This window comes from Citrobacter sp. Cpo100 (assembly GCF_030332595.1).
In the GTDB taxonomy this organism is placed as follows: Bacteria; Pseudomonadota; Gammaproteobacteria; order Enterobacterales; family Enterobacteriaceae; genus Citrobacter; species Citrobacter portucalensis.
Map to the genome: position 1 here is coordinate 107,074 of NZ_JAOWHM010000011.1, position 23,107 is coordinate 130,180.

General features: G+C 51.4%; 25 protein-coding genes. 18 read left to right on the plus strand and 7 right to left on the minus strand.

Annotated elements, in window-relative coordinates; genetic code table 11:
* Positions 1 to 20: 20 nt before the first annotated feature.
* The 5 genes from OGX96_RS00550 to pgi form a co-directional block, all read right to left on the minus strand.
* Entirely contained in the window at positions 21 to 2,117 is a 2,097-nt protein-coding gene (locus tag OGX96_RS00550; protein ID WP_153686841.1) for a YjbH domain-containing protein, read from the minus strand.
* A complete protein-coding gene (locus tag OGX96_RS00555) occupies positions 2,117 to 2,854 on the minus strand; it encodes a capsule biosynthesis GfcC family protein (RefSeq protein ID WP_286581986.1) in 738 nt (245 codons plus the stop codon). Before OGX96_RS00555 ends, OGX96_RS00550 begins: the two co-directional genes overlap by 1 nt.
* Positions 2,851 to 3,489 carry a YjbF family lipoprotein gene (locus OGX96_RS00560; RefSeq protein WP_286581988.1) on the minus strand — a complete coding sequence of 213 codons (639 nt, stop codon included), beginning with the start codon at positions 3,487 to 3,489 and terminating at the stop codon, positions 2,851 to 2,853. The genes OGX96_RS00555 and OGX96_RS00560 overlap by 4 nt, the downstream gene beginning before the upstream one ends.
* A gap of 118 nt (positions 3,490 to 3,607) precedes the next feature.
* Positions 3,608 to 3,850, minus strand: a complete 243-nt coding sequence (gene yjbE, locus OGX96_RS00565; RefSeq protein ID WP_003826562.1) for an exopolysaccharide production protein YjbE — start codon at positions 3,848 to 3,850, stop codon at positions 3,608 to 3,610.
* A 391-nt stretch (positions 3,851 to 4,241) separates the two neighbouring features.
* Complete coding sequence (gene pgi, locus OGX96_RS00570; protein WP_103285897.1) at positions 4,242 to 5,891, minus strand: glucose-6-phosphate isomerase; 1,650 nt, start codon at positions 5,889 to 5,891, stop codon at positions 4,242 to 4,244.
* 314 nt (positions 5,892 to 6,205) lie between these two features.
* Between pgi and lysC the strand changes: the two genes are divergently transcribed.
* From lysC to OGX96_RS00605, 7 genes are all read left to right on the plus strand, one after another.
* The gene (gene lysC, locus OGX96_RS00575) at positions 6,206 to 7,555 is read left to right on the plus strand and encodes a lysine-sensitive aspartokinase 3 (RefSeq protein WP_032942084.1); all 1,350 of its coding nucleotides are present in this window, start codon (positions 6,206 to 6,208) and stop codon (positions 7,553 to 7,555) included.
* 87 nt (positions 7,556 to 7,642) lie between these two features.
* The gene (panS, locus tag OGX96_RS00580; protein WP_032942083.1) at positions 7,643 to 8,581 is read left to right on the plus strand and encodes a ketopantoate/pantoate/pantothenate transporter PanS; all 939 of its coding nucleotides are present in this window, start codon (positions 7,643 to 7,645) and stop codon (positions 8,579 to 8,581) included.
* A 243-nt stretch (positions 8,582 to 8,824) separates the two neighbouring features.
* Positions 8,825 to 10,411 carry a PTS sugar transporter gene (locus OGX96_RS00585; protein WP_048215139.1) on the plus strand — a complete coding sequence of 529 codons (1,587 nt, stop codon included), beginning with the start codon at positions 8,825 to 8,827 and terminating at the stop codon, positions 10,409 to 10,411.
* A gap of 27 nt (positions 10,412 to 10,438) precedes the next feature.
* Positions 10,439 to 11,278, plus strand: a complete 840-nt coding sequence (locus OGX96_RS00590) for a beta/alpha barrel domain-containing protein (protein WP_032942081.1) — start codon at positions 10,439 to 10,441, stop codon at positions 11,276 to 11,278.
* Between the two features lie 18 nt (positions 11,279 to 11,296).
* Positions 11,297 to 12,160: a Cof-type HAD-IIB family hydrolase gene (locus OGX96_RS00595; protein ID WP_103015252.1), complete on the plus strand. Its 864-nt coding sequence runs from the start codon at positions 11,297 to 11,299 to the stop codon at positions 12,158 to 12,160.
* Complete coding sequence (locus OGX96_RS00600; RefSeq protein WP_286581993.1) at positions 12,147 to 12,905, plus strand: DeoR/GlpR family DNA-binding transcription regulator; 759 nt, start codon at positions 12,147 to 12,149, stop codon at positions 12,903 to 12,905. Before OGX96_RS00595 ends, OGX96_RS00600 begins: the two co-directional genes overlap by 14 nt.
* A gap of 73 nt (positions 12,906 to 12,978) precedes the next feature.
* Positions 12,979 to 13,251: a YjbD family protein gene (locus tag OGX96_RS00605; protein WP_003826541.1), complete on the plus strand. Its 273-nt coding sequence runs from the start codon at positions 12,979 to 12,981 to the stop codon at positions 13,249 to 13,251.
* On the opposite strand, the gene rluF is transcribed toward OGX96_RS00605, so the two are convergent.
* Positions 13,248 to 14,123 carry a 23S rRNA pseudouridine(2604) synthase RluF gene (gene rluF / locus OGX96_RS00610; protein WP_008786901.1) on the minus strand — a complete coding sequence of 292 codons (876 nt, stop codon included), beginning with the start codon at positions 14,121 to 14,123 and terminating at the stop codon, positions 13,248 to 13,250. The genes OGX96_RS00605 and rluF overlap by 4 nt on opposite strands.
* Before the next feature lie 469 nt (positions 14,124 to 14,592).
* Between rluF and OGX96_RS00615 the strand changes: the two genes are divergently transcribed.
* From OGX96_RS00615 to OGX96_RS00650, 8 genes are all read left to right on the plus strand, one after another.
* On the plus strand, positions 14,593 to 15,546 hold the full coding sequence (locus OGX96_RS00615; protein WP_032942077.1) for a sugar-binding transcriptional regulator: 954 nt from the start codon (positions 14,593 to 14,595) through the stop codon (positions 15,544 to 15,546).
* A 69-nt stretch (positions 15,547 to 15,615) separates the two neighbouring features.
* Positions 15,616 to 16,422, plus strand: a complete 807-nt coding sequence (locus tag OGX96_RS00620) for an SDR family oxidoreductase (RefSeq protein WP_008786899.1) — start codon at positions 15,616 to 15,618, stop codon at positions 16,420 to 16,422.
* Between the two features lie 9 nt (positions 16,423 to 16,431).
* Positions 16,432 to 16,839: a mannose/fructose/sorbose PTS transporter subunit IIA gene (locus OGX96_RS00625; protein ID WP_003031647.1), complete on the plus strand. Its 408-nt coding sequence runs from the start codon at positions 16,432 to 16,434 to the stop codon at positions 16,837 to 16,839.
* On the plus strand, positions 16,839 to 17,333 hold the full coding sequence (locus OGX96_RS00630; protein WP_032942075.1) for a PTS sugar transporter subunit IIB: 495 nt from the start codon (positions 16,839 to 16,841) through the stop codon (positions 17,331 to 17,333). Before OGX96_RS00625 ends, OGX96_RS00630 begins: the two co-directional genes overlap by 1 nt.
* Before the next feature lie 65 nt (positions 17,334 to 17,398).
* Positions 17,399 to 18,196 carry a PTS mannose/fructose/sorbose transporter subunit IIC gene (locus OGX96_RS00635; protein ID WP_003826527.1) on the plus strand — a complete coding sequence of 266 codons (798 nt, stop codon included), beginning with the start codon at positions 17,399 to 17,401 and terminating at the stop codon, positions 18,194 to 18,196.
* Positions 18,197 to 18,207: 11 nt separating this feature from the next.
* Entirely contained in the window at positions 18,208 to 19,032 is an 825-nt protein-coding gene (locus OGX96_RS00640) for a PTS system mannose/fructose/sorbose family transporter subunit IID (RefSeq protein WP_286581995.1), read from the plus strand.
* 68 nt (positions 19,033 to 19,100) lie between these two features.
* Entirely contained in the window at positions 19,101 to 20,324 is a 1,224-nt protein-coding gene (gene sorE, locus OGX96_RS00645) for an L-sorbose 1-phosphate reductase (protein ID WP_103285902.1), read from the plus strand.
* 1 nt (position 20,325) lies between these two features.
* Complete coding sequence (locus tag OGX96_RS00650; protein ID WP_079935013.1) at positions 20,326 to 21,138, plus strand: shikimate 5-dehydrogenase; 813 nt, start codon at positions 20,326 to 20,328, stop codon at positions 21,136 to 21,138.
* Between the two features lie 49 nt (positions 21,139 to 21,187).
* Here OGX96_RS00650 and OGX96_RS00655 read toward each other — a convergent pair whose 3' ends face one another.
* Positions 21,188 to 21,349 carry a hypothetical protein gene (locus OGX96_RS00655; protein WP_231504615.1) on the minus strand — a complete coding sequence of 54 codons (162 nt, stop codon included), beginning with the start codon at positions 21,347 to 21,349 and terminating at the stop codon, positions 21,188 to 21,190.
* A gap of 275 nt (positions 21,350 to 21,624) precedes the next feature.
* On the opposite strand from OGX96_RS00655, the gene OGX96_RS00660 reads away from it, so the two are divergent.
* From OGX96_RS00660 to OGX96_RS00670, 3 genes are all read left to right on the plus strand, one after another.
* The gene (locus OGX96_RS00660) at positions 21,625 to 22,176 is read left to right on the plus strand and encodes an AAA family ATPase (protein ID WP_008786891.1); all 552 of its coding nucleotides are present in this window, start codon (positions 21,625 to 21,627) and stop codon (positions 22,174 to 22,176) included.
* Between the two features lie 252 nt (positions 22,177 to 22,428).
* Complete coding sequence (locus OGX96_RS00665) at positions 22,429 to 22,755, plus strand: type II toxin-antitoxin system RelE/ParE family toxin (protein WP_502872627.1); 327 nt, start codon at positions 22,429 to 22,431, stop codon at positions 22,753 to 22,755.
* The gene (locus tag OGX96_RS00670) at positions 22,748 to 23,026 is read left to right on the plus strand and encodes an addiction module antidote protein (RefSeq protein WP_032942057.1); all 279 of its coding nucleotides are present in this window, start codon (positions 22,748 to 22,750) and stop codon (positions 23,024 to 23,026) included. Before OGX96_RS00665 ends, OGX96_RS00670 begins: the two co-directional genes overlap by 8 nt.
* The last annotated feature ends 81 nt before the right edge of the window (positions 23,027 to 23,107 follow it).

The following is a 23,107-nucleotide window of genomic DNA, read 5'->3' on the forward strand; positions in this document are numbered from 1 at the left end:
TCGGCTGGCAAACGGCTCGATTACCGGAAGTTCTCACTTCTGTCGCTGGTCATGTCGTACAGACCAAACTTACGTCCAAGCTGCTGGCCGCCATCACGCGTTAACGGCGTCCAGCCAATCGCCGCACGGCTGCGGGTCGGGCCTGACGAGAACAGATCCAGCGGCACGGATACGTACACCCCTTTGGTAAAATCACCCTCTCCGTACTCATCCGGCGAGGCGTCGGTGATGGTCGCATAGCCGCCTACCACAACGCCACTGTCAAAGCGCTTCGCCACTTCCAGCGTTCCGCCCTTATCTCCCGCCAGATACTGACCCACGCTGGCTTTCACCAGTACATCCTGAGCGAATGACGGATTCCAGTACGCCGTCAAATGCCCGGTCTTCACGCTGTAGTCGGTGAATTTCATCATGTCCTGCGCGCTACGCCAGTCACGCTGTTTCACGTAGTTGGCATCAACACCAAACGCCCAGTTGCTGTCCAGCGGACGATACAGCACTTCTGCCCCCGCTCCGCCGTACATGGTTTCCAGATAGCCACCGTAAACCTGTCCGTAGAACCCGTTTCCGAGTGACTGGAAGTAGTTGGCCTGTAGGTTATTCACGTAGACATCGTTTTGCACATACTCGCGCACATGGGTACGCACTCGTGGCAAATGCGAATCCTGCGGCGGGTTGGTGTAGTTAAATTTGTCATAGTTATTGGCGAGGTTGGCGAACAAACTCCCGGTGGTCAGCAGGTGATCGGTAACCCACCAATCCGCCGTTCCCATCACGCCCAACTGATACATATAGAAGTTTTCCGGGCCGCCCACCGACTGGTTAAGCACCGGATCGATGTGGAAATCGAAGCGTGACTTATCGATATACCAGCCCTGCTCGGTCGTTTTCGGCACCACGGGCTCAACGCGTTTTTGCGCCAGCTGGGTTTCATGGCCCAACGGTTCGCCTTCCAGATGACGCTTGAGGCTGGAAACCTCCGTTTCGGTCGTCACCTGCGGCAAGTTAAGACGATTTTCCGTAATACGGATCGTGCGGATCCCGTCGGGAAGATCGTTCATCACGATCCGGTTGGCACGTTCGATCCCTTCGCGCGAATCACGATATTTCACCTGTTCACCGGTCACATACAGCGTATCGCCCTGCACCTGAATTTTAGGATCGGCGAGTCCGGCGTTATATTTCAGCAGCGTTAGCTGATTCGCCACCACCGAGTGTTGCAGGATGGCATCCTGCGGCTGTGGCTGATATTTCGGGCGGTCGTTGTCGTTATAGTTTGGCCGCAGATCGTTGAAGTTTGTCCGCAGCGTGACCCCAAACATAAAGGTGTTCCCGCGCTCATAGCTGAGGTTAACGTCGGCCCAATCGGTGACGCGATAAATAGCGCCGACGTTAAACTTGCTCTTCTGATCCAGCTTGCCCGCAAAATCCTGCTGGTAATTGTTTCCCTCATACTCCAGTTTCAGACGCAACGGCTGCCAGGGCGTCTGATACTCGACGCCGCCAAACAGCGATGCCGGGCCGTGGAACATCTGGCTGCCGTCAATAGAACCGGCCTGCTTATAACTGTTATCGCGATAGCAGAATTTATCGCTGTATGAGCAAAACGGATTGCTGACGTTGCCACTGGTCCCGAGATAACCCCAGCCCAGGCCAAGCGAGAAATCAAACGGCCCCCAGGCTTTATTCGCCACAATATACTCCGCATCGAACAGACCAGTTCCGCCAATATCTCGCGCGCCAACCGCCACCTGCGGCATCCAGTAGCTCTCTTCCCACAGCCGCAGTTTGAGATCAAAAGCTTTATCCTTGTAAGTCTGATCGCCAGAAAACGACTCCACGCTACTGTATTTTTTGGTACGCACATCGGTGTAGCGCAGCGTGGTTTCCAGCCACGGGAAGAGCTGCACCGACGCAGAGTAGTAGCGGTACTGATCGTTATCACGGTAATTGAGGCTCATTTCGCCCTCGCGCGCCATGCGTGCGGTTGGGGTTTGCAGCAGCCCCACGCCGCCAAAATCGGACTGCGAAGGTCCAATGGGCGCGGGCCAGGTTTCACCGTGGCAGGCAACGCTTACGCCCAGCGCCAGTAAGCTGAGCAGGTAAGTTTTTCTCATTATTCGGGTATCCGCTGGGTCAGGGTGCGAAGAATGTCGGCATTAATTTCATCCGGGGTGCTGCTCCAGACAGCATCAGAGAGTCCGACATAAATGATGCTGCCGGGCATCGGCTCAACGTGACGTTGGTTCCAGTAAGCGACCGGTACTTTTTGCGTGCGCCCGTCAGGATAGATAACCCAGGCGAAGCTACGATCCGCGCCGCTGAGCCGACTTTGCCCATCGAGATAACTGGCAACATCGCGCCCGGGCATAAACGGTTGTTTACCCGGATGGCTTAGCAGACCAAACAGCGTGATATGCGTTGGCTGTGCTCCGACCCACAGCGTGTAACTGCCCTGCAACGGCGGGTTGCCTCGCTCGCTGACGCGCACAACATCCGGGTCAAGATTAATCATCTGCCTGCCGGTCACCTTCAGCGCCTGAATCCGCTGGCGTAATGTGTTGATAGCGGCAGCATCGTCACCGCTTTCTTCAGCGCCCAGCGTCGCCAGGCGAGCCAGTAATGCCTGCTGCTGACGTTCCGCCTCCGTCGTTGCCCGCTCTTCGCTGATAACCGCGCCTGGCCACCAGCTATTGCTCAACCGCGGCTGTCCAACCAGGTCGAGCAGATGTTCGGCCCCGGTCAGCGTTTTTGGCTCTTCGCTAGCGGAGGTAAAGACCTTAACGCTGCCCGCAGCAAAAACAGACGCTGCGCTCAGGCCCATCAGCAGCGCCATAACGGTTCGTTTGATCATGATTTTGCCGCCTTAATCAGCGTGGTTTTCACCGGGAAGTAATGCGCGCCAAGATACTGTTCCGACTGGCGAATCTGCCCTTCACTATCGATCCAGTAGCGGTTATGCCAGCGCGTTTGATCGGTCGATATCTCTTCATCGAGGATCCGTACCGGCGTGTCATCGCTGCCGATCTTGATGGTGTCTGCGCCATCCCATTTGAAAACCGATCGCGCAGTGGCATAGCGTACCTGCTGATGTTCAGTCCAGCCCATTGTGCGGGTCCACGTTGCGCCATCGACTATCTGATTGGGTTTGATGAGTGGGTCTGCCGCCAGATTATTCACCTCAATTAGGTTGTCCCCGCCGAGATGTGTTTTCACAATGCGCCCATGCTGCGTGACGAGAATAGCCCGATCCTGAGTCACCCATTTCTGCTGTCCGTTTTCCGCAAACGCGAGTACCACAAACAACTGGGGACCGCCGTTTAGCTGCATATACTGGCTGGCGTAGGGCATATTTTGGATTTCATCGTCCGTCATCTGTACGCCGGGAGTACCAAACACGCTATCCCACAGCGAATGCCCCAGCCCTTCGGTGGTGGCTGAGCACGCCTGCAGTAACAGGCAAACCATTATGAGCGCTGGTCGCTTCACGACGTTTCTCCGCATTATTGCCGGGTGGCGCGACGCTTATCCGGCCTACAAATCCCACATACTTTTGGCAATTCAAAATAACCACACCGAAGTGTGGTTAGAATTAAACGTACCTTTATTACTGGGTACTGGTGGTTGTAGTGGTTGTGGTTCCGGTATTAGAACCATCGCCGCCACCGGTCGCCGCCAGGGCGACCCCCACTGCAGAACTTACGGTGCTCACGCTGGTTGCGGAGGAACTTCCTGCCGAAACCGACGCGGCAGCCGACCCTGCTGCCTCACCCACCTGAACGGGGGCGGCATAGACAGAAGTCGCCGCAAGCGCAGATATAGCCCACAGGCCATACAGAACTTTTTTCATCACAAATTCCCTTCATTGTATGAATGGAGATTTACCCAAAAGAATTTCGGGCGAGATCGAGTATACACAAGCCAAAGTGTGCAAATTACGCCACGCGGGAATTTAGGATAATTAGATAACGAAATGAAAAATGATTAAAAAATACAACAAAGACAATCAAATCAATAAATTAAAATATAAAAATTAAAATGCAATATCCGGTAAATCCGAAAACATCAGAAATTGAATAACATTAATAAAATTATTTTAGGATTAAGCTCAATTAAGGTATGAAGTTAGAACGTAGATATCCTGGAGCATTCTTATAAAAAAGCCGATATTAATATCGGCTTTTTATTTCATTAATGCCGGATGCGGCTAAACGCCTTATCCGGCCTACAAGTGTGTGCTATCAAGCACGCCAGGACTTATAACGGTTAATCAAACCGTTGGTAGAACTGTCGTGGCTGCTCACTTCGGAACCATCTTTCAGCTCTGGCAGAATGCGGTTCGCCAGCTGTTTGCCCAGCTCAACGCCCCACTGGTCAAAGGTGAAGATGTTCAGGATAGCGCCCTGAGTGAAGATTTTGTGTTCGTACAGTGCAATCAGCGCACCCAGGCTGAACGGCGTGATTTCGCGCAGCAGGATGGAGTTCGTTGGGCGGTTACCTTCGAACACTTTGAACGGCACAACGTGGTCCAACGTTGCCGGATCTTTACCCTGGTCGCGGTATTCCTGCTCAACCACTTCACGAGATTTACCGAATGCCAGTGCTTCGGTTTGCGCGAAGAAGTTAGACAGCAGTTTCGGATGGTGATCCGACAGCGGGTTGTGGGTGATGGCCGGCGCGATGAAATCGCATGGAACCATTTTGGTGCCCTGGTGGATCAGTTGGTAGAACGCATGCTGGCCGTTAGTACCCGGCTCACCCCAGATGATTGGGCCAGTCTGGTAATCCACCGCATTGCCGTTACGGTCAACGTATTTACCGTTGGATTCCATGTTGCCCTGCTGGAAGTAAGCCGCGAAACGGTGCATATACTGGTCATACGGCAGAATTGCTTCGGTTTCGGCACCGAAGAAGTTGTTGTACCAGATACCGATCAGCGCCAGCAGCACCGGCAGGTTTTTCTCAGCCGGAGTGGTGGAGAAGTGTTTGTCCATCGCATGCGCGCCGGAGAGCAGCTCAACAAAGTTGTCGAAGCCTACGGACAGGATGATGGACAGACCGATTGCAGACCACAGGGAGTAACGACCGCCAACCCAGTCCCAGAACTCGAACATATTGGCAGTATCAATACCAAACTCGCCAACCGCTTTACCGTTAGTGGAGAGCGCTGCGAAGTGTTTGGCAACGTGCTTGTTGTCGCCTGCGGTCGCCAGGAACCAGTCGCGCGCGCTGTGGGCGTTGGTCATGGTTTCCTGGGTGGTGAAGGTTTTGGAAGCGACCAGGAACAGCGTGGTTTCCGGGTTCACTTTCTTCAGCACTTCGGCAATGTGCGTACCATCGACGTTAGACACAAAGTGCATGTTCAGGTGATTTTTGTAAGGACGCAGCGCTTCAGTCACCATGAACGGGCCGAGGTCAGAACCGCCGATACCGATGTTTACTACATCAGTGATGGCTTTATCGGTATAGCCTTTCCAGCTTCCGGAGATGATCGCTTCAGAGAAGGATTTCATCTTCTCCAGCACAGCATTCACTTCCGGCATGACATCTTTGCCGTCAACGATGATAGGCGTATTGCTACGGTTGCGTAGCGCCACGTGGAGCACGGCACGGTCTTCAGTGCGGTTGATTTTCTCACCGGAGAACATGGACTTGATGGCACCCGCCAAATCGGTTTCTTTCGCCAGATCCTGCAGTTTAGCCAGCGTCTCTTCAGTGATGCGGTTTTTGGAGAAATCCACCAGCATCAAATCGTCAAACGTCGCGGAAAACTTAGTGAAACGATCGCTATCTTTCGCGAAAAGATCCGCGATAGTAACGTCTTTCATTTCTTCAAAGTGTTTTTGTAGTGCCTGCCAGGCTGAGGTCTGCGTTGGATTGATGTTTTTCATTAGCAATACTCTTCTGATTTTGAGAATTGTGACTGAGATCGATTGTAACGCCAGTCACAGAAAAGTGTGATTGTTTTAATGCCATTGCCAGGGCATCCGCCAAACGTGGCTAAAAAGTATAGCGGTTATCAGCGTTGTTATTAGTACCGTTACTCAACGCAGTTGCAGCATGAAAAATCCGCATAATCCCAGCGTTGACAGTGCAAGCTACACATTTTATTTATAAATACGGTATTTGCATTTGCGCCTGCACCGGTTTCTGTTCTGCCTTATGTGCCATGGTCGCTCTATTCATTCCCTGACACGAGGTAGTTATGACTGATGTAGTTGTCTCCAAATTTGGCGGTACCAGCGTGGCGGATTTTGATGCCATGAATCGCAGCGCTGATGTAGTACTTTCTGATGCTAACGTCCGTGTAGTGGTACTTTCCGCTTCTGCGGGAATCACCAACCTGCTGGTCGCACTGGCTGAAGGGCTGGAGCCAACCGCGCGCTTCGAAAAACTCGATGCCATTCGTCAAATTCAGTTCAATATTCTGGAACGCCTGCGTTATCCAAACGTGATCCGTGAAGAGATCGACCGTCTGCTGGAAAACATCACCACGCTGGCTGAAGCGGCGTCACTGGCGACCTCAACTGCGCTGACCGACGAACTGGTCAGCCACGGCGAACTGATGTCTACCTTGCTGTTCGTCGAGATCCTGCGTGAGCGCAACGTGCAGGCGCAGTGGTTTGACGTACGTAAAGTGATGCGCACCAACGATCGTTTTGGCCGCGCAGAACCTGACGTCGCGGCGCTGGCCGAACTGGCAACGCTCCAGTTGGCCCCGCGTCTGAGCGAAGGTCTGGTGATTACTCAGGGCTTTATCGGCAGTGAAGGTAAAGGCCGCACCACCACGTTGGGGCGCGGCGGGAGCGATTATACGGCTGCCCTGCTGGCCGAAGCGCTGCACGCCACGCGCGTCGATATCTGGACCGATGTTCCTGGCATTTACACGACCGATCCGCGCGTTGTTCCGGCGGCGCAGCGTATTGATGAAATCGCCTTTGAAGAGGCCGCAGAAATGGCGACCTTTGGCGCGAAAGTGCTACACCCGGCAACGTTGTTACCTGCCGTACGTAGCGATATCCCGGTGTTTGTTGGCTCCAGTAAGGATCCAAAAGCAGGCGGTACGCTGGTATGCAATAAAACCGCGAATCCACCGCTGTTCCGGGCGCTGGCACTGCGTCGTAAGCAAACGCTGCTGACGCTGCATAGCCTGAATATGCTGCACTCTCGCGGCTTTTTGGCGGAAGTGTTCGGCATCCTCGCACGCCATAACATTTCGGTCGATTTAATTACCACATCCGAAGTCAGCGTGGCGCTGACGCTGGATACCACCGGTTCGACCTCCACCGGCGATACACTGTTAACACAGTCTCTGCTGATGGAACTGTCTGCCCTGTGTCGGGTTGAAGTGGAAGAAGGCCTGGCGCTGGTGGCACTGATTGGCAACGACCTGTCCAAAGCCTGTGGCGTGGGTAAAGAGGTGTTCGGCGTACTGGAGCCATTCAACATCCGCATGATTTGCTACGGCGCGTCCAGCCATAACCTGTGCTTCCTGGTGCCCGGTACTGAAGCCGAACAGGTGGTACAGAAGCTGCACCATAATTTGTTTGAATAAAATTTCATCACGCAATAAACAATAACGATAGCCGGGCTCGAACCCGGCTTTTTTATAACAACACATTTCAATCGCAAGGAATATAACATGCTCGCTACTCTCACGCGGCTGTTCCCGTTATGGGCACTGCTGCTCTCTGTTGTTGCGTATTACACGCCCACCACCTTTACGCCTGTAGGGCCATTCGTGCCGTCGTTACTGATGCTGATCATGTTCGGTATGGGCGTTCACCTGAAGGTAGACGACTTTAAACGCGTACTCTCACGTCCTGCACCAGTCGCGGCGGGTATTTTCCTGCACTATCTGGTAATGCCGCTCGCCGCATGGATTTTAGCGCTGGCATTTAATATGCCGCCGGAATTGTCCGCAGGGATGGTGCTGGTCGGTAGCGTCGCCAGCGGAACAGCATCAAACGTAATGATCTATCTGGCAAAAGGCGATGTGGCGCTCTCTGTGACTATTTCATCGGTTTCAACGTTGGTCGGCGTTGTCGCCACACCGCTGCTGACACGGCTGTATGTCGACGCGCATATCCAGGTGGATGTGATGGGTATGCTGCTGAGTATCCTGCAGATCGTGGTCATTCCAATTGCGTTGGGGTTGGTCATTCACCACCTGTTCCCACGCGTCGTAAAAGTCGTGGAACCGTATCTGCCCGCATTTTCAATGGTGTGTATTCTGGCAATCATCAGCGCCGTCGTGGCGGGTTCTGCCTCGCACATTGCATCCGTCGGCTTTGTGGTGATTATCGCCGTAATCCTACATAACACCATTGGCCTGCTCAGCGGCTACTGGGGCGGAAAATTGTTTGGTTTCGACGAGTCAACCTGCCGTACGTTGGCAATTGAAGTGGGCATGCAGAATTCAGGACTTGCCGCTGCGCTGGGCAAGATCTACTTTGGCCCGCTTGCCGCCCTGCCTGGCGCGTTATTCTCCGTCTGGCACAACCTTTCCGGTTCGCTGTTGGCAGGCTACTGGTCCGGTAAGTCGATTGAAGAGAAACCACACTCAGTAAAACAACACTAATCTTCATAAATGGAGGAGGCATCCTCCATTTCTCCCTACCCGCATTTGAACCCCATCACAAAACAACAAACATCAACATAAAACAAAATAATTATTTAATTGTTATTTTTCAAAAAAATACACAAACAAACCTGTTTTTAATTCAAATTTAATCATTTTTCTAATGTTGATTTAGTTTGTTTTAATTGGGAATATGATTTCACTACAACACAGATAAACCCTTACCCTATCTTCGAGGCCGCTATGAAAAAAATTGCGATTATTGGAAGCAGTGGAGGCAACCTCTACAACCTGGGTGGTGCTGAACCAGAAAAGCTACTCCAGGAAATTTACCAGCAGTGCGAAGCCGCAGGAGTGGAAGTTGCCGCTGTGCAGTTCATTGCGGCAGAAGCCTCAATGGACGTTGCCAAAGCTCACACGCCAGCGTCGGTATTTGCACTAACCACAGAAAACCAACAAAAACCACAAAGGATATTTCAGGGCAAACTTTCAGATGTGAACGACTCGGTAGTTGAGAGCGATTGCAGGATTGCTGAAATGATCCGTAACGGTGAGATCGACGGGATCATCGTGATGAGCGCCGATCCGGTGAAGGCCAACCAGGCGGTCTTTGCCGCAGCTGTTGAAATGAAAACACCGATTGTTGGCACCGGCGGAACCTCAATGGCGCTAGTGGCGGCAAAAGGGGCAAATGTCGTCGCAACCTCGGGCACGACGGGTACCACCAGCCGAACCCGCGCAGTCTCCTTCATCGCATCACTGTGTAAGTACTGGGGCGTTAAATACAAACCACAGTTGGGCAGTGCCTCTCCTTCACAGGGCGGTTCTGGAAAAAGTCTGCTTAAGCGCTTCAATATTCGCAGCATAATGATCCCTGCGCTGCCGGGCTTTATTGCCATGGCAATCGTGCTCGCACTCAGTCACATTCCGGGCCTGGAAAAACTCAACGATATCTTTGAAATTCTACTGAAGGGCCTACCGGTTTTAGTTGCGGTTCTCGCAGCAAAACAGATTTCGGAACTGGATGAAGTCTCAATTGTTGCCGGGGTGGTCGCCGGAGTACTTTCCGTCGAAGGCGGTCTGATTGGAGGGATCATCGGTGGTTTGATGGCCGGGATTTTCGTTCGTTGGCTGTTCGAATTATGCCTGAATTGGCGCTTTCCGATGACCACCGTCAACATTGTAGCGGGTGGGATCTCAGGCCTGGCCGCTGGGTTAATCATGCACTATCTGCTGAGTCCGCTGGCGCTGTCAGCAGGTAATTACATCAAACTGGCTATCGAAAGCACGCTGGCCTTCAGCCCTATTCTTGCTGGCCTGCTGGCTGGGTTGGTTATCTGGCCAGCTATTCTGGGGGGAGTCTATCACGCAGTCATTCTGCCGCTGGTGCTCCTGGAAATGGAAAAATCCGGAGTCAGCTTCCTCGGCGCTGTCGATATGGTAGGCCTGGTGATGGTTGCTGCAGGAATCAACCTGGCTAACGTCATCGCACCACGAGAAAAAAGCGAAGCAGCCGTCGCGACGCCCGGCCTGCTTATCAACCTCGGCTTTGGGACCTTCGTTGAATCGGCCTATCCGTTCATGTTTGCCAACAAAATTGTCTTTGGTTCAGCGATCGTTTGGGCCGGTCTGGGCGGCATGATGCTGGGTTTCTTTAACGTCAAAGGCGTGGCTTATGTCCCCGCATTTGCCTCTCCGTTCTTATCCAGCAATGCGCTGCAAATGGCGATTGTGATGGTTACCGTCATGGGCCTGACCTGTATTTCCACCATTATTGCCAACCGTTTTAAGGCTGTCGCACAGAAAGAATCTACCGCGTCAGCCCATTAATTAATGCACCAACACCAGAGGTACACCATGTTTAAAGGCGATATGAATAAAAAACGCGCTAAAGCGTTACAGAAAGTGAAAGATGCCATCACGCTGCACGGCGGGCAGACCATCCTCAGTACAGGGATAACCGGCGACGATGCGCGTCTGGCAAAAGCAGTATGTGAGGCGGGCGTTAAGCTGCTCGAACCGAACCATCCCGCACTGGCGCTGGCGCGTGGGCATAAGGGGGTGAGTAACATGCACGCGGCAGAACAAATCCGCCACGAAATCACCAACAGCCAGATGGCCGAAGCAGTACATGGCGTACGTAATGTGGTTCCTGACGATATCTTCATTACCGTCGGTATCGCAGGTGGCTTTACCGAAACGTTACCGGTCCCGCTCACGGAAACAGAGATACTGGAGATTGCTCGTGCTGGTGCCGATGGCTTACACACTCATAAATCCGACTGGGACGATCTACAGGACATCGTTAATCTCGCCCATCAGTATGGCCTGACCGTTGATGCTTATATTGGTCACCCGGATGACCTGCATACCTTCGGTATTCCTGCGCGCACTCCAGAAGAGGTCGCCAGCGTAGCAAAACGGATGCAGGAGATTGGCGTCGACATGATTGGTTTAATGACCGGTATGAGCTACGAAGGCGTAGCCGCAGGTGATATTCCGCAAGCCATTAAAGATCGCCTGTGGGCGCTGGTCGGCGCGGTAAGCGTGCCGACGCTGGCGGAAGGCGGAATTAACCTCGCCAATGCCAAAGCGTTTAAGGATACCGGGGTCAATATTCTGGTCGTCGGTACGGCAATCGACAATATGGTCTGCAACGCCGCCAAAGAGGCTGTCACACCGTTTATTGCGCATTGATATTAAGGGAAAAAAAGCATGTTACTGGTCACCGATCTGGATGGAACACTACTGACTTCGCAAAAGACAATCAGTCCACGCACTCGTCAAGCACTCGTAGAATTCCACCAGCGCGGTGGCCTGTTGGCCGCCTGTTCCGCCAGACCGGTCTCCTCTATGATGCGCCTGCTACAGCAGCAGCAGGTTAATGCGCTGTTTGGCTGGTGCGCAGGCTTTAACGGAGGTCAGATCCTCGAGATGGCGCAGCAGCGCAATATTCATACTGCAGCGCTCTCCTGTATGAATCTTCGGGATATTGACCGACATATTGCACTTTCCCTCTGCCCTCATCACTTTTTTAGCGCCGATGCTATTTATCATCGTTGCGACCTACAGGTAGCGCCATGGACAACTTATGAAGCCCGTTTATTTGAATTACCACTTATTCCTGCAGCACCCGGTAATATTTTAAACCGACAAGATATTTATAAAATCACACTCGTTACTGAGCAGTTAAAAATAAATGCGCTGTGTACAGACGTGAATAATAAATTGCCTTATGGTTATACAGCGACTATCACTGGGGAGAATTACATTGATATCCAACGTAGCGAAATAAATAAAGGTTATGCTATTAGCATGTTAATGCACCAGCTAAATATAACAGCCGATAAAGTTGCGGCGATTGGCGACCAGCAAAACGATATCAGTATGTTTTCCGCCGCCGGCATTGGTATTGCAATGGGGAATGCGCCTGAGGTAGTAAAACGACAAGCCAGCTATGTGACGGCCTCTAATGATGATGAGGGTATTGTCTGTGCGCTGGAGTGGTTGCGTTGCTCTGCACATCCAGTTACCATGCGCCAAAGCACGACGTTGGCGGAAAATAATGAACCCGATTAAAAGAAGAAAACATATCCTCGATGAATTAAATAAATTCGGTGAAGTGACGGTTATCAAATTATCGGAAACGCTAAAAGTCACATCAGAGACCATTCGCCGCGATCTCTCCATCCTGGAGTCTGAAGGGCAAATTACCAAGATTCACGGCGGAGCCGTCAAAAAGCAGGTTGTTCAGGAAGATGAATTTGGCGCGCGGATTGATATACACCGCGAAGAAAAAATGGCAATTGGTAAACTTGCCGCCGGGATGGTCAGCGAGCACGACACTCTATTCATTGACTCCTGTACAACAAATCTTATTCTGGCCGAACAATTACCTCCTCTGGCCTACTCCGTTATTACTAACTCAGCCTTAATTGCCGATAAAATAAAAGAACATAATCTTAAAGCGCGCGTTTATGTATTAGGTGGTGAATATGACTTCCATTTCCGTGCCAATCTCGGCGTCTCCGTTTGTCAGCAAATAAACACTATTCACGCAGATATCTGCTTCATCGGCGCGGGTGGTATTTCACCTCAACATGGTGTCCTGGTGAAAAGCTTCGATGAAGCCTATGTTGCCAAATCAATGATTGCTATGAGTAAAAAGTCGGTAATTCTTGCCGACCATACAAAATTTGGCCAGGACGGAGTGATGTGTATCGCCACATTAAAAGAGATCGATAACATCATCACAGACAAACGATTCAGAACAACGGGCTATACACAGCAGGACTTCGCCGGAAAATTACGTATTGCTGAATAATACAATACATGACGCTATCAGCAGGTTCTGGATTACCGTACACTGAGGATATCGGCTAACAGAGGGCACCCTTATGGCACTCCCCCGCATTACCCAAAAAGAGATGACCGAGCGCGAACAGCGTGAACTGAAAACGCTGCTCGACCGCGCGCGCATTGCACATGGTCGTCTGCTGACCAACGCAGAGACCAACAGCATCAAGAAAGAGTACATCGATAAACTGATGGCCTTGCGCGAAGCAGAAGCTAAAAAAGCCCGCCAGTTGAAGAAAAAGCAGGCCTATAAACCGGATGCTGAAGCATCGTTTTCCTGGTCAGCAAATACGCCGACGCGCGGCAGACGTTAACGTCCCTTCTTCTTACGTCCCGGCGAAGTAAAACGCTTACCGTTTGCCGCCGGGCGCGATTTCTCTTTCTCCGCTGATTTTTCGATTTTCACCACCGGACGCTTAATGCCTGCGGTTTTTGGCTTCGCTTTCGCCTTCGGTTTGGCTTCTGAGGACGAGTTCTCAATCAGCTTGAACAGATCGATCAGTTCGTCATCTGTCAGGTCGCGCCATTCACCAAGCGGCAGACCAGACAAACCAACGTTCATGATACGCGTACGCTCAAGCTTGGTAACTTCATAGCCAAAGTGTTCGCACATACGACGGATCTGACGGTTAAGCCCCTGAATCAGCGTAATACGAAACACAAACGGCGCTTCTTTCTTCACCTTACATTTTTTGGTGACGGTACCGAGAATGGGCACACCGGCCCCCATCCCACGGATAAAGTCATCAGTGACCGGCTTATCGACCGTCACCAGATACTCTTTTTCGTGATCGTTACCGGCACGCAGGATTTTATTCACCAGGTCGCCGTGGTTGGTCAGAAAGATAAGTCCCTGAGAATCTTTGTCCAGACGACCAATTGGAAACACGCGCTTGCTGTGATTCACGAAATCAACAATGTTGTCGCGTTCGCTGTCTTCGGTGGTGCTGACAATCCCTACCGGCTTATTCAGCGCGATAAAAACCAGATCTTCCGCTTCACGCGGCTCAATCAACCGACCATTTACTTTTACGACGTCGCCAGGCATCACCTGATCGCCGATGGTGGCGCGTTTACCATTCAGGAAGACATTCCCTTGTTCGATAAAGCGATCCGCCTCGCGGCGCGAGCAGATTCCGCTTTCACTGATGTATTTATTTAATCGGATAGATGAGTCGGGCAGCATAGTTTCTCCTGTATACACTTCATCCTTCAAGCTGTCTCTGCGTTGGCTGCCCTCACTCACCCAGGTCACATAGCAATCTATGCTCCCGGGGATTCGCTCCCTTGCCGCCTTGATACAACTTGAATGACTTTGTGTATTAAAAGCGAAATATACCCTACCTTGCGGACGATAAAAAATAATCGTGTTCGACTGTCCACGCGCTATTTGTGATCCGTCACACCTTTTGACACAAAAGTGTCAGCGATCCATCCCTGCAATTTTGTTGAGTGAAAACAAGCAGAATCAATACATTAGAGAGGCATGCACATCTGTGCCGACAACGCGCCATCACCACATCAAATGTGCAACACAATCGGTCATTTCAGGGCGCTGAAATAAGTGAAAATAGCTTTGAGATGGAGAACAGATGGGGTTATATCAGATCAAGAAGGCAATTTCGTGATTTGCACAAATGTGCAGGAGTCCAAAAATGGCGACGGAAAACAGCGATGATATCCGCCTGATCGTAAAAATAGCGCAGCTGTATTACGAACAGGATATGACACAAGCGCAAATCGCCCGCGAGCTGGGTATTTATCGCACCACGATCAGCCGGTTACTAAAACGTGGACGCGAGCAGGGTATCGTCACCATCGCCATTAATTACGACTACAACGAAAATCTGTGGCTGGAACAGCAGCTAAAACAGAAATTTGGCCTGAAAGAGGCGGTCGTAGTCTCCTGCGATAGCGAGCAGGAAGATGAACAACTTAATATGATGGGCGTACATGGCGCACAGTTGCTGGAACGCTTACTGGAACCTGGGGACATTATCGGGTTCTCATGGGGCCGCGCGGTACGGGGACTGGTGGAAGGATTATCTCCTGCCAGCCAGTCGCGCCAGCTGATCTGCGTACCGATTATCGGCGGACCATCCGGCAAACTTGAAAGCCGCTACCATGTCAATACGCTGACCTACGGCGCTGCGGCAAAGCTCAAAGGGGAATCACACCTGGCAGATTTCCCGGCACTGCTGGAAAACCCGCTGATCCGTAACGGGATCATGCAGTCACGACATTTTAAATCGATTTCTGCGTACTGGGATAATCTGGACATCGCGCTGGTCGGGATTGGATCTCCGGCGATACGTGATGGCGCCAACTGGCACGCTTTTTACGGCAGTGAAGAGAGTGATGACCTGCATGCCCGCCAGGTTGCCGGAGACATTTGCTCGCGCTTTTACGATATCAACGGTGTAACCGTAGAGACCAATATGAGTGAAAAGACGCTCTCCATCGAAACCAATAAATTAAAACAGGCGCGTTACTCCATTGGCATTGCAATGGGTGAAGAAAAATACAGTGGGATATTAGGCGCATTACGTGGGAATTATATTAACTGTTTAGTTACCAACAGCCATACCGCTGAATTATTGTTGAAGTAAATAAATTCTAATTGGTCCTGCCATAATTAATTTTATGTGGGATCCCCTTATCTGAATCGGGAGTTTATTATGCAAACGTGGTTAAACTTGCAGGGCAAAGTCATTATTGTTACCGGTGGTGCATCCGGAATTGGTCTGGCGATTGTCGAAGAGTTATTAGCGCAAGGCGCTAATGTACAAATGGCAGATATTCATGGCGGAGAAGGTAAATACGATAGCCATGACGGGTATCATTTCTGGCCAACGGATATTTCCAGTGCCAAAGAGGTTAATCATACTGTCGCTGAAATTATCCAACGCTACGGACGTATTGATGGGCTGGTAAATAATGCTGGCGTTAATTTTCCGCGTCTGCTGGTCGATGAAAAAGCACCCGCCGGGCAATACGAACTCAACGAAGCTGCTTTCGAAAAAATGGTTAATATCAACCAGAAAGGTGTGTTCTTAATGTCGCAGGCAGCGGCACGCCAAATGGTAAAACAGCGTAACGGCGTGATTGTGAATGTCTCTTCCGAAAGCGGACTGGAAGGTTCTGAAGGTCAAAGCTGTTACGCCGCGACCAAAGCCGCATTGAATAGTTTCACCCGTTCCTGGTCGAAAGAGTTGGGCAAACACGGCATCCGTGTAGTTGGCATTGCACCTGGCATTCTGGAAAAAACCGGACTGCGGACCCCCGAGTATGAAGAAGCGCTGGCCTGGACCCGCAACATCACCGTCGAACAACTGCGCGAGGGCTACACCAAGAACGCGATCCCGATTGGTCGTTCAGGGCGCTTAAGCGAAGTTGCTGATTTTGTTTGTTATCTTTTATCTGAGCGCGCCAGTTACATCACCGGAGTAACCACTAACATTGCGGGCGGAAAAACGCGCGGCTAAGGAGGTTTTATGGTCAATGCAATCTTCTGTGCTCACGGCAAACTGGCCTGCGCCATGCTGGAATCGGTACAAATGGTCTACGGTGATGCCAACGTTGAAGCCGTGGCATTTGTCCCCGGAGAGAACGCCAGCGACATTGTGGAAAAGCTAAAAAAGTTAGTAAGTATTCACACTGGCGATGAATGGCTGATTGCCGTCGATTTACAGTGTGGCAGTCCCTGGAATGCTGCCGCGACGCTGGCGATGCACAATCCGGCGATACGGGTCATTAGCGGGTTATCACTGCCGTTGGCGCTGGAGCTGGTAGACAACCAAAGCAGTATGAATGTAGATGAACTGTGCGAACACCTGACGACCATTGCTCAACAAACCTGTGTCGTCTGGAAGCATCTGGAAACGGCCGAAGAGGATTTCTGATGAACATTACCCTTGCTCGTATTGATGACCGCCTGATCCACGGTCAGGTCACCACCGTCTGGTCGAAGGTGGCGAATGCCCAACGGATTATTATCTGTAATGACGACGTTTATAACGATGAAGTACGCCGCACATTATTACGTCAGGCTGCCCCACCGGGAATGAAAGTGAACGTCGTTAATATCGAAAAGGCGGTCGCAGTTTACCATAACCCGCAATATCAGAGCGAAACCGTTTTTTATTTGTTTACCCGCCCACAGGATGCATTAGCAATGGTAAAACAAGGGGTAAAAATTGCCACGTTAAATATTGGCGGCATGGCCTGGCGACCAGGTAAAAAACAATTAACCAAAGCCGTTTCTTTAGACAGCGACGACATTAATGCGTTTCGTGAGTTAGATAAACTAGGTGTCACGCTGGATTTACGCGTTGTCGCATCCGATCCATCTATTAATATTCTCGAAAAAATAGAAGAACAATCGTTCGCTGAATAAATAAAAATGCCTGTGTACTTATGCTTTAACAGGCAGGGATGATCACATTCACAAGGTGACATATTATGGAAATAAGTACCCTACAAATTATCGCCATATTCCTATTTTCCTGTATTGCCGGAATGGGCAGCGTGCTGGATGAGTTCCAGACCCACCGTCCGCTAATTGCTTGTACCGTTATCGGCCTAATCCTTGGTGATTTAAAAACCGGGATTATGCTCGGCGGCACGCTTGAGTTAATCGCTCTTGGCTGGATGAACGTCGGCGCAGCGCAGTCTCCCGATTCGGCGCTCGCCAGTATTATCTCCGCCATTCTGGTTATCGTCGGTCAGCAAAGCATTGCTACCGGTATCGCCATCGCCCTGCCAGTCGCGGCGGCAGGTCAGGTACTAACTGTCTTTGCCCGTACCATCACCGTGGTGTTCCAGCACGCGGCAGATAAAGCAGCCGAAGACGCTCGCTTTCGCACCATCGACATGCTGCACGTTTCCGCTCTCGGCGTACAGGCGCTGCGCGTTGCCATCCCTGCATTAATCGTCTCGCTGTTTGTCAGCGCCGATATGGTCAGCAATATGCTCAACGCCATTCCGGAATTCGTCACCCGCGGATTGCAGATTGCCGGTGGCTTTATCGTGGTGGTCGGCTACGCCATGGTGCTGCGCATGATGGGCGTGAAGTACCTGATGCCCTTCTTCTTCCTCGGGTTTATCGCTGGGGGTTATCTCGATTTGAGCCTGCTGGCTTTCGGTGGGGTTGGCGTGATTATCGCGCTGGTCTACATCCAGTTGAACCCACAGTGGCGTAAAGCCGAACCGCAGGCGCAACCCGCCTCTTCTCAAGCTCTCGATCAGCTTGATGACTAATGGAGCCAGCCATGGAACAGAAAAAACTGACCAAATCCGACCTGTTTAGCATGTTTGTTCGCTCCAACCTGCAACAGGCGTCATTTAACTTTGAACGCATTCATGGGCTGGGCTTTTGCTACGACATGATCCCTGCCATCAAGCGCCTGTATCCGCTGAAAGAGGACCAGGTTGCGGCACTCAAACGCCACCTGGTGTTTTTCAACACCACGCCTGCCGTGTGCGGCCCGGTGATTGGCGTGACCGCCGCGATGGAAGAAGCTCGCGCCAATGGTGCGGAAATTGACGACGGCGCCATCAACGGCATCAAAGTTGGGCTGATGGGCCCGCTGGCCGGTGTTGGCGACCCGTTGGTCTGGGGAACATTGCGCCCGATTACCGCCGCGCTCGGCGCATCGCTGGCGCTGTCCGGAAACATTCTCGGCCCACTATTGTTCTTCTTTATTTTCAATGCAGTACGTCTTGCCATGAAGTGGTACGGCTTACAGCTTGGCTTTCGTAAAGGGGTCAATATCGTCAGCGACATGGGCGGCAACCTGCTGCAGAAACTGACCGAAGGCGCATCGATTCTCGGCCTGTTTGTCATGGGGGTGTTGGTCACTAAATGGACCAGCATCAACGTGCCGCTGGTGGTATCGCAAACGCCTGGCGTAGACGGCACCACCGTCACCATGACCGTGCAGAACATTCTCGACCAACTCTGCCCCGGCCTGCTGGCGCTGGGTCTGACGCTGCTGATGGTGCGTCTGCTCAACAAGAAAATTAATCCGGTATGGCTGATCTTCGCCCTGTTTGCGCTGGGAATTATCGGTAACGCGCTGGGCTTCCTGTCCTGATTTTTTCGCCCCGGCGATGCCGGGGCTACTTCAACAAATAGCCCTCGAAAGAGGAAGAGGTGGTAACAATGCAAACAACAACAGCTTTACGCCTTTATGGTAAACGCGATCTGCGCCTGGAAACCTTCGATCTTCCTGAAATGCAGGACGATGAAATTCTGGCCTCAGTCGTAACCGACAGCCTGTGCCTTTCTTCCTGGAAAGAGGCTAACCAGGGCGAGAACCACAAAAAGGTGCCGGACGATGTGGCTACCAACCCGATCATCATCGGTCACGAGTTTTGCGGCGATATTATTGCCGTAGGCAAAAAATGGCAGCATAAGTTTCAGCCCGGCCAGCGCTATGTCATTCAGGCTAACCTGCAACTGCCGGATCGCCCGGACTGCCCCGGCTACTCCTTCCCGTGGGTAGGTGGTGAAGCCACGCACGTCATCATTCCAGATGAAGTCATGGAGCAGGACTGCCTGTTAGCCTACGAAGGTGAAACCTATTTTGAAGGCTCGTTGGTTGAGCCGCTGTCCTGCGTGATTGGCGCATTCAACGCCAACTATCACCTACAGGAAGGCACGTATAACCACAAGATGGGCATTCGTCCGCAGGGGCGTACACTGATACTCGGCGGCACCGGGCCAATGGGACTGCTGGCAATCGACTACGCGCTGCATGGTCCGGTTAACCCGGCGCTGCTGGTGGTAACCGACACCAATCACGACAAGTTGAACTACGCCCGCAAGCACTATCCATCAGAACCACAAACGTTGATCCATTATCTCCACGCCCAGGATGCAGGTTATGACACCTTGATGGCGCTGAGCGGCGGGCACGGGTTTGATGACATCTTTGTGTTTGTGCCCAACGAACAGTTGGTTACGCTGGCCTCTTCTTTGCTGGCTGCCGATGGTTGCATGAACTTCTTTGCCGGTCCGCAGGATAAGCAGTTTAGCGCGCCGATTAACTTCTACGACGTGCACTATGCCTTCACCCATTATGTTGGGACATCTGGCGGCAATACCGACGACATGCGCACGGCGGTAAAACTGATCGAAGAGAAGAAAGTTCAGGCGGCAAAAGTGGTGACGCACATTCTGGGATTGAATGCGGCAGGTGAAACAACGCTGGAACTGCCGCAGGTCGGTGGAGGTAAAAAACTGGTTTACACCGGAAAATCATTGCCGTTAACTGCGCTCACCCAGATTGACGATCCGGCCTTGCGCGCTATCCTGGAGCGTCATCAGGGGATCTGGTCGCAGGAAGCCGAACAGTACATATTGTCTCACGCCGAGGAAATTTAACATGATTAACCGCGACACCCAGTTGTGCATGTCGCTTGCCGGTCGTCCCGGCAACTTTGGCACACGCTTTCATAACTATCTGTATGAAAAATTAGGGTTAAATTTTATCTACAAAGCCTTTACTACGCAGGATATTGAGGCCGCAGTCAAAGGCGTTCGCGCACTCGGGATTCGCGGCTGTGCGGTCTCTATGCCGTTTAAAGAGAGCTGCATGCCGTTTCTGGATGCCATCGATCCTTCCGCAAAAGTCATTGACTCCGTTAACACCATCGTCAATGACAACGGTACGCTGACAGGATTTAACACCGACTACATTGCGGTAAAAAGCCTGATTACCAGCCACCAGCTTGATAACCACGCGCGCGTCATGATCCGCGGCAGCGGTGGAATGGGTAAAGCGGTCATTGCTGCATTTCGCGATGCCGGTTTTCGCGATGTGATCGTCGCCGCCCGTAACCGGGAGAGCGGCCCGACGCTGGCAAAACAGTACGGTTTCCAGTGGCAACCGCAGCCGGAAGGGATTACCTGCGATATTCTGGTCAACGTGACGCCCGTCGGCATGGCTGGCGGTAAAGAGAGCGATGAACTGGCCTACAGCGAAGCGATGGTCGCTGCCGCCAGCGTGGTGTTTGACGTCGTCGCCCTGCCGCCGGAAACACCGGTAATCAAACTGGCACAGCAATTAGGTAAAAAGACCATCAGCGGTGCAGAGGTGATTGCCTTACAGGCCGTAGAGCAGTTCGCCATGTACACCGGCGTACGCCCGGATGACGCGCTAATCGCCGAAGCGGCAGAATTTGCGCGGGCGGGGTAAAGAAGCAGGAACAGAGCGCCAGGGATGGGCGCTCTGTCTATTTTAGGTACTATGCAACAGCGAACAGTTGCTGGTCAGCTTTCGCTTCCAACTGCGCCAGCGCGGGAATCAATTGGCTGATGTTGACCAGACTGTGTCCTAACTGGCATATGCTCTCATACGCAAAATGTTCCTGACCTTCACCCGCCATGGTCAGCAGGCTTTCGCCCATAAAATTCAGCGTCTGGTACAACCCTGCCAGCGCCTCTTCACAGCCAAACGATAGCGCCAGATTTTCTTCAGTAGTGAGATGGCTACAATCAAGATGGCGGAACGCCTCGGCGAGTGAGAAATAAAGTAGATCGGCCTGTGAAATGAGAGAATAGCGGACATTAAAATGGGGATAAAACGTAGTTAGTCATGCCATCAGCAGGTAATATGACGATACGCAAAAAGTACGCCATCAATTGCTAAATCATCGCGTCTAAGAAGGTTTGGGAGAGTTCAATGTCTTCAGCGTTTCAGCATCGATTCATTCTGACTGGTGGCCCAGGGTCAGGCAAAAGCACGATAATTGATACGATTATAAAACGAGGGTTTTGGTGTTCTAAAGAAGCTGGAAGAGGTGTGATCCAAGACCAGGTTAACATCGGCGGCGATGCATTACCGTGGGCCAACCAGACTGCATTTGCAGAGCTGATGCTATCCTGGGAAATGCGTTCGTGGCATGAAGCGGAAGGGCATACACAACCCTGCTTCTTTGATCGTGGTGTTCCTGATGTTGTAGGTTATTTACGTCTTTCTGAACTTACCATACCGAGGCATCTGGAAAACGCCATCGAGAAATTTCGCTATAACCGAATCGTATTTATTGCACCACCCTGGCGTGAAATATATGTACAGGACACAGAGCGCAAACAATCTTTCGATGTTGCCATCGCGACATATCACGCAATGGTAAAAACATACCGTATGTATGACTATCAGTTGATTGAATTACCATGTGTTTCTGTAGAAGAGCGAGTGGATTTTATTCTTTCCAGGATAAAACCCTGCTAAGACGGCAACTACGTGTAGTGGTGAATCACCATGCTTGAATCTGTCATATTCTAGTGGACATATAGCTTCCGCTCCTGGCACAAAGCCCTCCCAATCCCCTATCATCGATTCTCGTATCAACCGCAGCATCCTGAAAAACTACGTATCATTGCGAGACACTTTCCTGTTTCCTCCAGCAAGCATTTCCCCTTACTCCCCATTTTTTACTCTCTAGTCTCAACTTGTCAATTCATAATGTAGTTTATAAAATACATGGAACGTCATCATGGAAATTCTTCAGACAATGGTTTTCCGGCTTGGGAGCAAAACCTACGGGACAGGAGAGCTAAAACGCTCATTGCCACACGCCTTTTTCGTCTGGCTAATGGTTTAGCTGGTGATGTTAAACCTGTTGGGGAAGGCGTCAGCGAAATGCGCATTTCTTACAGTCCTGGCTACAGGATTTACTTTAAACAGCAAGGTTGCCGCATCATCATTTTGTTATGTGGGGGCGATAAAAGCTCACAAGCCAACGATATTACTCTTGCAAAAATGCTCGCCCGTACACTGGATTCACAGGAGATCTTCTGCCATGAATAAACTTACTCACTACGATCCCGCGACTGCGCTGGTTGATGATGAAGAAATTGCCGTGTTTATGGCCGATGCCCTCGAAACAGGCGATGCAGCATACATTGCAAAAGCACTGGGCGTGGTAGCTCGCGCTAAGGGAATGGCGAACATTGCGGCAGAAACGGGATTATCCCGCGAGCAGCTTTATCGCTCTTTTAGTGAGAAAGGTAACCCGACGCTGAAAACCACCCTTGCAGTGATGAAGGTACTCGGCATTGAATTGACACTTAAAAAATAGCCTCAGCTTCTATCTCCCCCTTCCAACATCGTGAGCCATATCAGTAAGGCGTTAGCCTGATAGTGGTAGCATTAGCGCGGT

Excerpts from the sequence above, each read along its gene's own strand:
- OGX96_RS00605 (WP_003826541.1), top strand. The coding sequence starts at position 12,979 with ATGGCACTCCCCCGCATTACCCAAAAAGAGATGACCGAGCGCGAACAG.
- OGX96_RS00655 (WP_231504615.1), bottom strand. The coding sequence starts at position 21,349 with ATGGGCGAAAGCCTGCTGACCATGGCGGGTGAAGGTCAGGAACATTTT.
- sorE (WP_103285902.1), top strand. The coding sequence starts at position 19,101 with ATGCAAACAACAACAGCTTTACGCCTTTATGGTAAACGCGATCTGCGC.
- OGX96_RS00585 (WP_048215139.1), top strand. The coding sequence starts at position 8,825 with ATGAAAAAAATTGCGATTATTGGAAGCAGTGGAGGCAACCTCTACAAC.
- OGX96_RS00590 (WP_032942081.1), top strand. The coding sequence starts at position 10,439 with ATGTTTAAAGGCGATATGAATAAAAAACGCGCTAAAGCGTTACAGAAA.
- lysC (WP_032942084.1), top strand. The coding sequence starts at position 6,206 with ATGACTGATGTAGTTGTCTCCAAATTTGGCGGTACCAGCGTGGCGGAT.
- OGX96_RS00600 (WP_286581993.1), top strand. The coding sequence starts at position 12,147 with ATGAACCCGATTAAAAGAAGAAAACATATCCTCGATGAATTAAATAAA.
- OGX96_RS00630 (WP_032942075.1), top strand. The coding sequence starts at position 16,839 with ATGAACATTACCCTTGCTCGTATTGATGACCGCCTGATCCACGGTCAG.
- OGX96_RS00615 (WP_032942077.1), top strand. The coding sequence starts at position 14,593 with ATGGCGACGGAAAACAGCGATGATATCCGCCTGATCGTAAAAATAGCG.
- pgi (WP_103285897.1), bottom strand. The coding sequence starts at position 5,891 with ATGAAAAACATCAATCCAACGCAGACCTCAGCCTGGCAGGCACTACAA.
- OGX96_RS00665 (WP_502872627.1), top strand. The coding sequence starts at position 22,429 with ATGGAACGTCATCATGGAAATTCTTCAGACAATGGTTTTCCGGCTTGG.
- OGX96_RS00595 (WP_103015252.1), top strand. The coding sequence starts at position 11,297 with ATGTTACTGGTCACCGATCTGGATGGAACACTACTGACTTCGCAAAAG.
- OGX96_RS00640 (WP_286581995.1), top strand. The coding sequence starts at position 18,208 with ATGGAACAGAAAAAACTGACCAAATCCGACCTGTTTAGCATGTTTGTT.
- OGX96_RS00550 (WP_153686841.1), bottom strand. The coding sequence starts at position 2,117 with ATGAGAAAAACTTACCTGCTCAGCTTACTGGCGCTGGGCGTAAGCGTT.
- OGX96_RS00670 (WP_032942057.1), top strand. The coding sequence starts at position 22,748 with ATGAATAAACTTACTCACTACGATCCCGCGACTGCGCTGGTTGATGAT.
- OGX96_RS00660 (WP_008786891.1), top strand. The coding sequence starts at position 21,625 with ATGTCTTCAGCGTTTCAGCATCGATTCATTCTGACTGGTGGCCCAGGG.
- OGX96_RS00635 (WP_003826527.1), top strand. The coding sequence starts at position 17,399 with ATGGAAATAAGTACCCTACAAATTATCGCCATATTCCTATTTTCCTGT.
- panS (WP_032942083.1), top strand. The coding sequence starts at position 7,643 with ATGCTCGCTACTCTCACGCGGCTGTTCCCGTTATGGGCACTGCTGCTC.
- OGX96_RS00625 (WP_003031647.1), top strand. The coding sequence starts at position 16,432 with ATGGTCAATGCAATCTTCTGTGCTCACGGCAAACTGGCCTGCGCCATG.
- OGX96_RS00620 (WP_008786899.1), top strand. The coding sequence starts at position 15,616 with ATGCAAACGTGGTTAAACTTGCAGGGCAAAGTCATTATTGTTACCGGT.
- rluF (WP_008786901.1), bottom strand. The coding sequence starts at position 14,123 with ATGCTGCCCGACTCATCTATCCGATTAAATAAATACATCAGTGAAAGC.
- OGX96_RS00650 (WP_079935013.1), top strand. The coding sequence starts at position 20,326 with ATGATTAACCGCGACACCCAGTTGTGCATGTCGCTTGCCGGTCGTCCC.
- yjbE (WP_003826562.1), bottom strand. The coding sequence starts at position 3,850 with ATGAAAAAAGTTCTGTATGGCCTGTGGGCTATATCTGCGCTTGCGGCG.
- OGX96_RS00555 (WP_286581986.1), bottom strand. The coding sequence starts at position 2,854 with ATGATCAAACGAACCGTTATGGCGCTGCTGATGGGCCTGAGCGCAGCG.